Annotated in this window: 8 protein-coding genes and 1 pseudogene; 3 read left to right on the forward strand and 6 right to left on the reverse strand. The window is 60.2% G+C overall.

Annotated elements, in window-relative coordinates:
- Positions 1–16: 16 nt before the first annotated feature.
- The 4 genes from ACP90_RS23825 to cysG form a co-directional block, all read right to left on the reverse strand.
- Positions 17–778, reverse strand: coding sequence for a phosphoadenylyl-sulfate reductase (locus ACP90_RS23825; protein WP_023002202.1), 762 nt, complete (start codon positions 776–778; stop codon positions 17–19).
- Positions 765–2423 (reverse strand): nitrite/sulfite reductase, encoded by a 1659-nt coding sequence (locus tag ACP90_RS23830; protein WP_062490404.1) that lies wholly within the window; start codon positions 2421–2423, stop codon positions 765–767. The genes ACP90_RS23825 and ACP90_RS23830 overlap by 14 nt, the downstream gene beginning before the upstream one ends.
- Before the next feature lie 62 nt (positions 2424–2485).
- Positions 2486–2785, reverse strand: coding sequence for a DUF2849 domain-containing protein (locus tag ACP90_RS23835; protein ID WP_023002204.1), 300 nt, complete (start codon positions 2783–2785; stop codon positions 2486–2488).
- Between the two features lie 21 nt (positions 2786–2806).
- Positions 2807–4270 (reverse strand): siroheme synthase CysG, encoded by a 1464-nt coding sequence (cysG, locus tag ACP90_RS23840; protein ID WP_062490406.1) that lies wholly within the window; start codon positions 4268–4270, stop codon positions 2807–2809.
- A gap of 361 nt (positions 4271–4631) precedes the next feature.
- Between cysG and ACP90_RS23845 the strand changes: the two genes are divergently transcribed.
- Positions 4632–5726, forward strand: a complete 1095-nt coding sequence (locus ACP90_RS23845; RefSeq protein WP_062490407.1) for a hypothetical protein — start codon at positions 4632–4634, stop codon at positions 5724–5726.
- Positions 5727–5877: 151 nt separating this feature from the next.
- On the opposite strand, the pseudogene ACP90_RS23850 reads toward ACP90_RS23845, so the two are convergent.
- Positions 5878–7045, reverse strand: a pseudogene (locus tag ACP90_RS23850) (acetyl-CoA acetyltransferase).
- Between the two features lie 582 nt (positions 7046–7627).
- Between ACP90_RS23850 and ACP90_RS23855 the strand changes: the two are divergent.
- Positions 7628–9298 (forward strand): alpha-glucosidase family protein, encoded by a 1671-nt coding sequence (locus ACP90_RS23855; protein WP_062490409.1) that lies wholly within the window; start codon positions 7628–7630, stop codon positions 9296–9298.
- Positions 9299–9383: 85 nt separating this feature from the next.
- On the forward strand, positions 9384–10172 hold the full coding sequence (locus tag ACP90_RS23860) for a glycosyltransferase family 2 protein (RefSeq protein WP_062490411.1): 789 nt from the start codon (positions 9384–9386) through the stop codon (positions 10170–10172).
- A 73-nt stretch (positions 10173–10245) separates the two neighbouring features.
- Here the strand turns inward: ACP90_RS23860 and ACP90_RS23865 are convergent, their stop codons facing one another.
- Entirely contained in the window at positions 10246–11529 is a 1284-nt protein-coding gene (locus tag ACP90_RS23865; RefSeq protein WP_023002212.1) for an adenylate/guanylate cyclase domain-containing protein, read from the reverse strand.
- Positions 11530–11794: the final 265 nt, after the last annotated feature.

The following is an 11794-nucleotide window of genomic DNA, read 5'->3' on the forward strand; positions in this document are numbered from 1 at the left end:
CTTCAATCGGCAGCGGTCAGATACCGCTGCCGTCAACTTCCTTGCCATGGGTCGGCCAGTGAATGCCGCATTCCGTCTTGTCCTGGCCACGCCAACGTCCAGCCCGGGGGTCCTCGCCGGGGGCAACCTTGCTGGTGCAGGGCAGGCAGCCGATTGAGGGGTAGCCTTGCGCCACAAGCGGATGCGGCGGCAGATCATGAGTCTTGGCATAATCCAGAATTTCGGCAGCCGTCCAGTCCGCCAGCGGATTGACCTTCACCCGGCCTTCGTCGATTTCGAAGAACTCCAGGCTGGAGCGACTTGCGCTCTGGAACCGCTTGCGGCCGGAAATCCAGGCTTCGAACCCGTTCAAGGCCTCGGCCAGCGGCACCACCTTGCGAATATGGCAGCAGGCGTCGGTATCGCTCATCCAGAGCATGCCCGCGGGATCTTCCCTGGAGAGATCGTCCTTGTTCGGCTTCTGGGTGCGGACATCGGTCAGGCCGAGCTTCTCGATCAGCTCATCACGATAGAGCAGCGTGGCCGGAAACAGTTTGACCGTGTCGACGAAAACGACCGGCGTCGACGGGTCGATCTGGGCAACCATATGCAGGAGCACTGCGGAATCGGCGCCGAAGCTGGAGACCATGGCAATGCCGCCGGCGAACTGGTGGCGGATGGCCGCCCTCAGGACGTCGTCCGCGGTTGCATCCTCGAACTGGGCATTGAGTGCGGCGACTTCCGCCTGCAAGCCCAGCTCCGGGTCAACACCTAGGCTGAATGTCTCATGCAGCGCCATAAAGGGCCTCCTTGAAGGGATCCTCCCCAACCCGGCGATAGGCTTCCAAGAAGGTCTCTTCTTTGCCGTTCCGCAGGCCGAGATAGGTATCGACCAGCTTCTCGATGGCATCGACCACTTCTTCAGACGAGAAGCCGCGGCCGACGATTTCACCAATGGACGCGTTTTCGTTGGCGGAGCCGCCAAGCGTCACCTGATAGAATTCCTCGCCCTTCTTCTCCAGGCCGAGAATGCCGATGTGGCCGACATGGTGGTGACCACAGGCGTTGATGCAGCCGGAGATCTTGATCTTCAGCTCACCGATCTCGGCCTGCCGTTCCGCAGCACCGAAGCGTTCGGAGATCCGCTGCGCAACCGGAATGGAGCGGGCGGTTGCCAGGGCGCAATAGTCCATGCCCGGGCAGGCGATGATGTCGGTGATCAGACCGGCATTGCCTTCCGCGATACGCGCGGCCACCAACTCGTCGAACAGCGCCGGCAGGTCGTCCAGCTTCACATGCGGCAGGATCACGTTCTGCTCGTGGCTGATGCGGATCTCGTCATGACCGTATTTCTCGGCAAGGTTCGCGATCACGTCCATCTGCTCATCCGACGCATCGCCCGGGATGCCGCCGATCGGCTTCATGGACAATGTGACGGAGGTATAGCCAGGCACCCGGTGCGGGTTGAGGTTATGTGCCGTGAACTGGGCAAAGGCTGCATCCGCCGCCTTGCGTGCTTCAACGGCAGCCGAGGTCGCATTGCCCACTTCCAGCGGAGGCGGAGCAAAATAGGCTTCGATGCGGCGCACTTCCTCGTCCGGCAGACGCAGGACCCCGAAGCGGATCTTTTCGAATTCGGCCTCGATATCCGCCTTCAGTTCGTCCAGACCGGTTTCATGAACCAGGATCTTGATGCGGGCCTTGTACTTGTTGTCGCGGCGGCCGTAGCGGTTATAGACGCGCAGGATCGCTTCCGAGTAGGCAAGCAGATCTTCCTCGGGAAGGAAGTCGCGCACCTTGCGGCCGATCATCGGCGTACGGCCAAGTCCGCCGCCGACGAAGACCACGAACCCGATCTCACCGGCATCGTTGCGTGCGAGCTGCAGACCGATATCGTGAACCTGGACGGCAGCACGGTCGTTCGGTGCGCCTGTGATGGCGATCTTGAACTTGCGCGGCAGGAACGAGAATTCCGGATGCAGCGATGACCACTGGCGCAGGATTTCCGCATAGGGGCGCGGGTCGGCGATCTCGTCGGCGGCAGCACCGGCGAAGTGATCCGCGGTCACGTTTCGAATGCAGTTGCCCGACGTCTGGATGGCATGCATCTCGACTTCTGCCAGCTCTTCCAGGATCTTCGGCGTATCTTCCAGTTTCGGCCAATTGAACTGGATGTTCTGGCGCGTGGTGAAGTGACCGTAGCTCTGGTCGTACGTGCGGGCGATATGGGCAAGCTTGCGCATCTGCCGGCCGTTGAGCGTGCCATAGGGAATGGCAACGCGCAGCATGTAGGCATGGAGCTGCAGGTAGAGACCGTTCATCAGGCGCAGCGGCTTGAACTCGTCCTCGGAAAGCTCGCCAGCCAGACGGCGGCGGACCTGGTCCTTGAACTGCTCGGTACGCTGGTTCACGAAGCTCGCGTCAAATTCGTCGTAACGGTACATGTCTCAATCTCTCCTCAGCGGGCGCTGCCATGGAAGGCGCTGCCCTGCCCTTCATTGTTGTTTCAGGCGGAAACCGCCTGGGCCTGCTTGCCCAGTTCCGGGTGTGTGGTCGGGCCGGTTGCCCGGATCTTTTCGCGCAGGCGTACCGGTACGATGACGCCCTCTTCCACGGTCACGTCCATCTCGTAGACACCAACGACTTTCTGGTTCTTCTCGGCCTCAAGACCTTCGGCCAGGGCTGCCGCGACCGCTTCCTTGCCGTCATAAACCTTAGCCAGCGTAATGCGCTCGACCCAGGAACCGTTTTCCGCGAGCCAGACAACATCGCCGTTCAAAAGGCGGTTGGCGGTGATGACTTTCATGTGCGTCCACTCTCTTCAAGTTCAGGCGGCTACAACCCGGGCGGCGAGCTGCGGCGCCAGGGGTTCGGCCTTGTCCATTGCGGCATGGCCCACGGCCTCGCCGATCACGATCAGAACCGGTCCGTCGATCTCAGCGCGGTTCGACAGCACCGCGAGTTCGGACAGGGTTCCGGCAAATTGGCGTTCGTCCGGGTGTGCCGCATTCTCGATCACGGCAACCGGTGTTTCAGGTTTCAGGCCCGCGCCGATCATCTTCTCGGCAACGGCAGCCGCCACGGTTCGGCCCATGTAGACGGCCACCGTCGCGCCCTTGAGTGCCAGCCCAGCCCAATCCGGCAGGGTTTCGGACTTGGCATTGTGGCCGGTAGCGAAAACCAGGTTGGAGGCGACACCGCGCAACGTGAGCGGGATCTGGGCTGACGCTGCCGCGGCGAAGGCTGCCGTGACGCCTGGAACAATTTCAAAGCCGATACCAGCTTCGCGAAGCGCTTCCATTTCTTCTGCCGCACGGCCAAAGATCATCGGGTCTCCAGCTTTCAGACGCACGACTTTCAAGCCCTTCCGGCCAAGCTCGACCAGGAGCTCGGAAATTTCGGACTGCGGCACGGAATGAGCGCCCTTGCGCTTGCCCACTGAAATGCGCTCCGCATCGCGGCGACCCATGGCAACGACATTAGCCGGCACCAGCGCATCGTGAACGATGACGTCCGCTTCCTGCAGCAGGCGCTGCGCGCGCAGGGTCAACAGGTCTTCCGCGCCCGGCCCGGCACCGACAAGCCAGACAAAACCGGGCTCGTCCGCCATCGAATTCAACAACCGCTGCGCCTCGGAACGGGCGACATCAGCCTTGCCTGCATAGAGATTGGTTGCGACCGAACCGGAGAAGAAGCGCGCCCAGAAACTGCGACGCAGCCCCCCGTCGCGGATCACCTTGGTTGCGGCATCGCGGAAACTTTCGGCAAGACGCGCCAGCTCGCCGGTCGAACGCGGCAGCATGGCTTCAATGCGCGCGCGGATGTGGCGCGACAGGACAGGACCGACACCGGTCGAGGTTATCGCAACGGCGATCGGTGCGCGATTGACCAGGGCTCCGGTGTAGAAGTCGCACAGTTCCGGCTTGTCGACCGCATTGACCGGAACGCCCTGCGCCCGTGCCGCATCGACAACAGCCTTGTCGAGGTCCCAGTCTTCGCGCGCGGAAAAGACCAAAGCGGCGTCCTTCAGATGACCAGGCTGGAAATCCTCGGCAAGATGCTCGGTCTCGAAGAGGTCAATAGCCTCCTGGAGATCCGGTTCGACAATTTTGGAAACGACGACGATCCGGGCGTTGGTTTCCCCCAGGAGACGAACCTTTGCAGCAGCTTCACCGCCGTGCCCGACAACGAGCACACGCCGGCCGGCAACCTTCATGAAGGCCGGAAACACGTCGAGCCGGTCTTCCGGCTTTTTCAGTGTTTTCAGAGTGTCGCCACCACGGCTAGTCATCGTCAGGGTCTCCAGTCCCAGTTTGATGGGTCTAATGTAATCGGCGGCCCATGCCTGCGCCGGGCACCGGATTTCAAAGCTGGAAACAGAAGCGGAATAGTTTTTTGCAATCCTCTGATTTGGCCAATTTCAATTCCCGGCGGCCGGTCAGAGTGATTTTTGCGAGGAAAAATTTCCAACGGGCCTGGTCCGGTTGAAAGAGTTTTCCTCCTGTTAAAACGGGCAATGAACGCCCCGTTCAGCCCTCGCTTGCAACGGCGTTCAGCCTTCCGGGGAAGCGTGCGTCTTTCTTGATGCCGCAGCGGAATTCGCTTAGCTTTTCCAGATGGCTGGCACTCGGCCGGAATGGCATCAAGGGGGTATGATGCACCTTGTTCACTCATTGATTGCCGCGGGACTACTGCTCCTCGGCAGCCTCGGCATTGGTCATGCGGCCGTTGTCGACAAATTTCGTATCGGCAGCTGGAATGGCAGCGCTTTCACGGACGACCAGAACGGCGCCTTCTCGACCTGTGTTGCATCGGCAGACTATCGCAGCGGCATCACGCTGTATGTTCAGGTCGACACGAATTACAACTGGGCCATCGGCTTTTCGGCACCTCACTGGAACATGAAGGTCGGCGCGGATATTGCACTTCAGTATCGCATCGACCGGGGCGCCTGGCAGAGTGGCATTGCCAAGGCAACGTCGAAGGACCTCGCGCGCATGCAAATGCCGAGAGGCGGCTACATCATCACCCGGTTCCGCCGAGGCCGGACGCTCTACGTTCGAGATGGCACCTACAATTACGAATTCCGCCTGACAGGCACCTCTCGCCTGATGGCACGTCTTGCCAAATGCGTGGAGCAGAACATCGCACGGTACGGTGCGGCACCCGTTGCCGGCGCTGCAGGCGCCAGTTCTCAAGGTGGCCTCGGACATTCCGCCCCAACCAAGGACGAAGCGGCGGCGTCCAGTTCGGCGACCGACCCGCAACTTGCCATCGAAGCGACCCAGGCCCTGTTCAACCTGATGGGCAGCGCTGGCCTGTCCGGGCTAAAGCTTATTCCCGAAGGGCAGCGCGAAGAAGATCTAAACGGCCTTCATGCCGTTGCCACCAACGACGCACGTACGATTGTGGCGCACATTTTTCCGGCGGGTAGCTACCAGTCGGAAGAAGAACTGATGTCGCTTATTGTTGCCGACAGCCAGAAGAAATGCGTGGAAGGCAAATTCACCTCAGGTTCCGAACGGATCAACGAGAACGGCAAACCGATCTACACAAGTTACGCGAACTGCGAAACGGGCGACTTTCAGTTGATCGAGCGGGTCGCCATCGCAAAGCGCAAGGCGGGCGGGGTCTTCATCTACGGCGTGGCGGATACTTACGTCGGCGAAGGCGGTGGCGCACCGGTTTCTCCGCCTGAACTGACGGATCCGGATCTCTACTCGGCAATCGCAAACGCTGCGGAGTAAGGCAAAACGAGCAGCCGATCGCCCGATCCAGCCCAGCCAACGATTTTTCCGAATATGTCATCGCGTAAGAAAATGCCGGATCCTGCGAACAAAAAAGAGGGCGATTTCCCGCCCTCTTCCAAAACATTCTCAGACGCAGAATGCCTGCCGATTACTTCATCGCCTGCATCACGGACACGAAGTTGGCCACCGCGGCACCACCCATGTTGAAGATGCCGCCGATCTCGGCGTTTTTGACCTGAATCTCACCGGCAGTGCCGGTCAGCTGCATGGCAGTGAGCACGTGCATGGAGACACCGGTAGCGCCAATCGGATGCCCTTTGGCCTTCAGACCACCAGACGGGTTCACCGGCAGCTTGCCACCCATTTCCGTCCAGCCTTCCAGCACGGCGCGAGCGCCCTCGCCTTCCTTGGTGAGGCCCATGGCTTCATATTCGATCAGCTCGGCAATGGTGAAACAGTCGTGGGTCTCGACGAAAGACAGATCGTCCAGCGCCAGATTGGCATCGCCGAGTGCCTGACCCCAGGCCTTGGAACAGCCTTCAAACTTCAGGATGTCGCGCTTCGACATCGGCAGGAAATCCTGCACATGGGCAAGCGCGCGGAAGGCAACCGCCTTCTTCATGCCGAGCGCCGTTGCAGGATCGGTCAGGACGAGTGCAGCGGCACCGTCGGACACCAGCGAACAGTCGGTGCGCTTCAGCGGACCGGCGACAAACGGATTCTTTTCGGACTCTGCGCGGCAGAAGTCGAATCCGAGGTCCTTGCGCATCTGGGCGTAGGGGTTGCCGACACCGTTCTTGTGGTTCTTCGACGCAATCTTGGCCAGGGCATCGGACTGGTCGCCGTACTTCTGGAAGTAGGCGTCGGCGATCTTGCCGAAGACGCCGGCGAAGCCTGCCGGGATATCGCCTTCTTCCTTCAAATAGGAGGCCTTGAGCAGGTTTTTTGCCGATTTCCGGACCGGGCGTCGTGGTCATCTGCTCGACACCGACGACCAGCACGAAGCGGGCGTCACCCGAAGCAATGGCGCGCACACCCTGATGCACGGCGGCAGAGCCGGTGGCGCAGGCGTTTTCGACACGGGTTGCCGGTTTGAAACGCAGCGCCGGATCGGCCTGCAGCACCAGCGAAGCGGTGAAGTCCTGTGCCGAGAAACCGGCATTGAAATGACCGAGCAGGATCTCGTCGACATCTCCCGGCTCGATACCCGCGTCCTTGATGGCATCGACCGCCACCTTGACGATCATGCTTTCAACCGTCTCTTCCGAATGCTTGCCGAAGGGCATGTGTGCCCAACCCACCATGGCTGCCGTCATGACACTTCCTCCAGGTTTTTCGCCCGCAAGATGAAACCCGATTTCCGCCGGATCTCTTGTCCGTGCGGGGGGCTCCATCTTACGTAAGTTCTGTGTGCGGGGACAGTTCCAGCTTCCATGTTGCTTTGCAAGAAGAAACTGACCTAAACGTCATAACAATATTTTTCCATGTTTTATTTCAGTTACTTAACTAAGATAGTCCAAAGAGATAACACGCGTTGGCCACGCAAGCGCGGCATGTCGGGGGCTTCCGTCTTCAGCGAGGCCCGGAGCAGGCAAACTTAATGAGATGGTCACACCCCTGTCACTTAAGCCATGTAGGAAAAGCGCGTTCCGGACAAAATCGTGTTTCGTTCCTTTTCAGTAGCTCCACCGGTCCTGCCTCGCAGGGCCGGTTTTTGCATGTGCTCATCCTCCCCGTTCCACATGTGCGACGCAATTCACACATCGCTTACCGAAAGCAATTGCCGAACGACTTTTTCAACACTGTTCACTTGACCTGAGAAGGCGCTGGATATAGCCATTCAAAGCGCTTTGAAACCCATTAAGACCGCCTCAGAAGCGGAACGGAGACAACCGGCAATGTTCGAAGAAGCCGAAACGGGCCTGGAGGCTGATGTGCCGTCAGACATGAAGAATGACCCGGATTGGTGGCGTGGAGCGGTGATCTACCAGATCTATCCGCGCTCCTTCAACGACACCAATGGTGATGGCATAGGCGACCTCAACGGCGTCAGCGAACGCATGGACTACATTGCCTCGTTGGGCGTCGATGCCATCTGGCTGTCGCCTTTCTTCACCTCGCCGATGGATGATTTCGGTTACGATGTCTCCGACTATGAAGATGTCGACCCGATGTTCGGCACGCTTGCCGATTTCGACCGCATGCTGGCTGCCGCTCATGCGCGCGGCCTGAAGGTGATCATCGATCTGGTGATTTCGCACACCTCCGACCAGCATCCCTGGTTTGTCGAAAGCCGTTCGTCACGCGACAATGCCAAGGCCGACTGGTTCGTTTGGGCCGACGCCAAGCCGGACGGCACGGTGCCGACCAACTGGCTTTCGATCTTCGGCGGCCCGGCCTGGGAATGGGACAGCCGCCGGCGCCAGTATTACATGCACAATTTCCTGACCAGCCAGCCGGATCTGAACTTCCATAACCCTGAGGTTCAGGACGCGGTTCTGGGTGCCGCCAGGTTCTGGCTCGACCGCGGTGTCGACGGGTTCCGCCTCGACACGGTGAACTTCTATTTCCACGACAAGCAGCTCCGGGACAACCCACCCCTGAGCGCGACTGAAATGCCGTCCACCGTCGATCCGACCAACCCCTACGGCTATCAGGATCACCTTTACGACAAGACCCAGCCGGAAAACCTGTTGTTTCTTGAGAAGCTGCGCGCGCTCCTGGACAAATATCCGGGCACGACGTCCGTCGGTGAAATCGGCGCAGACGGACAGGCCGTGGAACTGACGGCCTCCTACACGGAAGCCGGCAAGCGCATTCACATGGCCTACAGCTTCGACCTGCTGACACCCCAGCATTCTGCGCCCTACATCCGCAAGATCGTGGAAGAGATGAACGCCGGCATCGGCTCCGGCTGGGCCTCCTGGGCGCTGTCGAACCACGACGTGAAGCGGGTCGCCAGCCGCTGGGGTGAGGATCTGGACATTGCCCGGTTCGCACCGCTTGAAACTGCACTCTGCGCCTCGCTGCGTGGCACCCCCTGCCTTTACCAGGGCGAAGAACTCGGCCTGCCGCAGGCTGAAGTTCCTTTTGAAAAGCTGCAGGATCCCTACGGCATCCGCTTCTGGCCGGAATACAAGGGCCGCGACGGCTGCCGAACACCAATGCCGTGGGTGAAAGACAACGGCAACGCCGGTTTCTCCGAAGCCGAGCCCTGGCTTCCGGTCGCGCAGGATCATCTGGCGCTTGCCGCCTTCGAACAGGATAAGGACGAAAGCTCCATCCTGAACCGGAACCGGGCCTTCTATGCCTGGCGGCAGGCCCAGGAGCCTTTGAAGAAGGGCGACATGGTGTTTCTGGACAGCCAGGACAACACGCTGGTCTTCACCCGCAGCCATCAGGGGGAGACCGTGCTGTGCGCTTTCAACCTCGGCACCGAGCCGGCCACCGTCACCTTGAACGGACTTGAGCTGGAAAACCTCAATGCGCCCGGCTTCAACGGCACGCTGGAGGGCGCCACGATTGTCCTCCAAGGTCTCGACGCGCTGTTTGCTCGCGTGAAATCCTGATTTCGCGCCTTCAATTCGGGCTCCGGCACGGCTAAATAGTCGCGCCGGAGCATTTCCGGCCTAGCAAACCAACGCCGGACCTTTCATGACCGACCGCCTGCCTCTTTCCGTTTTCATCATCGCCCGTGACGAGGCCGACCGGATCGCCCGACCGATCGAAAGTGTCATCGGCTGGGTGGACGAGGTCATCGTCATCGACAGCGGATCAACGGACGAGACTGTCGCCGTGGCCGAACAACTTGGCGCGCGGGTCATCCGCAACGACTGGCCTGGCTACGGTCCGCAAAAGCGTTTCGGCGAAGACCAGTGCCGCAACGACTGGCTGCTCAATCTGGATGCCGACGAAGAGGTAACTCCGGGCCTCGCCGCGGAAATCAAAGCCAAGTTCGCAGACGGCAGTTACGCGGATGCTGATGGCTGGCGCATCATGATCCGCGATCTTTATGCCCATGAAACCACCCCTGCCCCCTGGGCCTACGGATATCACCAGATCCGCCTCTATGACCGGCGCAAGGGCCGGTTCTCTGCCTCGACGGTTCATGACACGGTCCGGCCCGAGGAAGGCGCGCGCATCTCGAACCTTTCCGGCATCATGGCGCACCGGTCCATCCGGTCACTGGATTTTCAGGTTGGCAAATACAATCGCTACTCGGGCATGCAGGTGGACGACATGCGCGCCCGCGGCCGCAAGCTGCCGAAAAGCCGCCTTCTGACCGAATTCCCGGTGAGCTTCTTCAAGGCCTATTTCGTGCGCAAGTACCGCAAGTACGGCTGGTGGGGCTTTATCCTGGCCATGAATTACGCCCACGCCCGCTTCCTGCGCGTCGCGAAGGCCTATGAGGCCGAGTTGCTGGACAGGACCAAAACGGACTGAGGCACGAGCTGCGCGTTACTGTTGTCGCTCGCCCCTCACCGGACCTGCACCGGTTTTGCTGAGCCGTTCCATACTAGGCCGCAAAAATGGCAACCGGTTTGCCGACGCCGCGCAGGGCATGTTCGCCCATGGCATTCAGGCCGGTCTGGAGGTCGCCGGAAAGAGCAGCGCGTACCGGTTCTGTCAGGAGCAAGGCGCGGCCGAGGGGTTTGCACAGGGATTCCACCCGGCTGGTCTCGTTGACGGCGCGTCCGATCACCGTGAAGTCGAGCCGTTCCTCACCACCGACATTGCCAAAGAAGACTTCACCCCGGTGAAGGCCGATACCGATCTTCAGGGGATGCCAGTGGATCGGGTCGGGAAGATCCTCGGGCGGATTGCGGTTGAGCTCGTCAATGGCCTCCAGTGCAGCCTTGGCGGCCTTCACGGCGGCGTTCGCCGCCGCTGTTTCACCAAATGTCTTCTGATCGAACACGGCCAGAATGCCGTCGCCCATGAACTTCAGGATATCGCCGCCGTGGTTGAGCACGGCATCCGAGATCCTGTCGAAATAGGCGTTGAGGATAGCCGTCACTTCCGGTCCGCTCAGCCGGTCGGCGAGTTGAGTGAAGCCGCGCATGTCGGCCATGAAGACCACCGCCTTGATGGCCTCGCCATCACCGCGCTTGATCTCGCCGTCCAGCACGCGCTGTCCGGCGATCGGCCCGAGATAGGTGTCGGCAACGTTGCGGGCAATCCGCTGAACGATGTGGCGCTCGATGTGCAGCGCCAAAAGGTCGATCAGATTGCGGATCAGGTCTTTTTCCGCCGGAGGGAACCCACCGGGTTTGCGGGTTGCCAAGGTCATGGCATTCCGCTTTTCGTGCGAGGAACTGAGCGGCAGGGCGACATAGGTCGTGTATCCCTGATCGGCAAGTTCGCGCATCAGCGGAGCGGAATTGGCGCCTTCCTCGCTTTCCAGATCGACCTTGATGGTCTGGCCTTCGTTGATGACGTGGAAAAGCGGATTGCGGGTAAAGGCTTCCGATTTGGTCGCGTTGGCATCTGCGGCAACCTCGTCGCAGAAATAGTCCTGACTGTTCCAGACCCAGGAAAAACCGATGACGCGCGGATGCAGGGTACCGATATGCAGCGTTGCCCGGTCGATTGCGAGGCCTGCAGCCTTGCAGCGCCACATGAACTCCTCGAACATCAGCATGACATCATCGATCCGCGTCGCTTCATGCAAGAGCCACGAATTCAGCTGGTCGATACTGAGTGTCTCCGGAGCACAGGAAGGGCCTCTGCTGGAACGGGCAAGCAGATAGACATGAGGCGCGTATGTGCGCGGGGCTGGGTCAAGAAAGGCTTTGTTCATCGGGGCTCCGTGAAACGCTCTGGCTAATATCTCGGGCGCCGGAGATCAAACTTCAATCGGCAAAAAACCGAATGGCAGGAAATGCTCTCGATTGGCCCAAGGAAACTATCGAACCAAGGGAAACTGGGCATCGAGGATTACCGGCCCAACCCTCGAGACGCCGCTTGCGCGGCTTCTCAGGATAAAGACGCATGGAATGACAGGCAGCTTGAACGTACCACACACGCCAGCCCTGTCCTGAAGAAGCAGGAAACGCCGCCTCGAA

This window comes from Labrenzia sp. CP4 (assembly GCF_001579905.1).
Lineage (GTDB): Bacteria > Pseudomonadota > Alphaproteobacteria > Rhizobiales > Stappiaceae > Roseibium > Roseibium algicola.

Bases quoted from the DNA above. Each gene is read 5' to 3' on its own strand.
- ACP90_RS23825 (WP_023002202.1), bottom strand. From the start codon at position 778: ATGGCGCTGCATGAGACATTCAGCCTAGGTGTTGACCCGGAGCTGGGC.
- ACP90_RS23830 (WP_062490404.1), bottom strand. From the start codon at position 2,423: ATGTACCGTTACGACGAATTTGACGCGAGCTTCGTGAACCAGCGTACC.
- ACP90_RS23835 (WP_023002204.1), bottom strand. From the start codon at position 2,785: ATGAAAGTCATCACCGCCAACCGCCTTTTGAACGGCGATGTTGTCTGG.
- cysG (WP_062490406.1), bottom strand. From the start codon at position 4,270: ATGACTAGCCGTGGTGGCGACACTCTGAAAACACTGAAAAAGCCGGAA.
- ACP90_RS23845 (WP_062490407.1), top strand. From the start codon at position 4,632: ATGATGCACCTTGTTCACTCATTGATTGCCGCGGGACTACTGCTCCTC.
- ACP90_RS23855 (WP_062490409.1), top strand. From the start codon at position 7,628: ATGTTCGAAGAAGCCGAAACGGGCCTGGAGGCTGATGTGCCGTCAGAC.
- ACP90_RS23860 (WP_062490411.1), top strand. From the start codon at position 9,384: ATGACCGACCGCCTGCCTCTTTCCGTTTTCATCATCGCCCGTGACGAG.
- ACP90_RS23865 (WP_023002212.1), bottom strand. From the start codon at position 11,529: ATGAACAAAGCCTTTCTTGACCCAGCCCCGCGCACATACGCGCCTCAT.